General features: G+C 66.6%; 1 protein-coding gene. It reads right to left on the reverse strand.

Annotation, left to right across the window (positions count from 1 at the left end; translation table 11 throughout):
* The coding region (locus EN845_RS34855) for a PAS-domain containing protein (protein ID WP_189587456.1) at positions 1 to 290 on the reverse strand (290 nt) is incomplete at both ends.

Consider the following 290-nt stretch of genomic DNA (forward strand, 5'->3'; position numbering starts at 1 on the left):
AGGGCCGTGGACTTCTCGGCAACGTTCTCCTCCCTTTGCTTCAGCTCGGTGATGTCCGAATAGACGGCGACCGTGCCGCCGGAGCTGATCCGCCGCTCGCTTATCATGATCCATCGTCCATCGCCCCGCCGCTGCACCCATGGTTCGCCAGGGTTGCGGTGCCGCCACAGGCGCTCCGCAACCCACTCATCGACCCGCCCCTCGGCATCCCTGATGTAGCCGCGCTCGGCGGATCGGCGAATGATCTCCTCGAATGCCGTGCCAGGGGTTGGCTCGGCCTCCAGACCGGC

The organism is Mesorhizobium sp. M8A.F.Ca.ET.202.01.1.1 (assembly GCF_004791595.1).
In the GTDB taxonomy this organism is placed as follows: Bacteria; Pseudomonadota; Alphaproteobacteria; order Rhizobiales; family Rhizobiaceae; genus Mesorhizobium.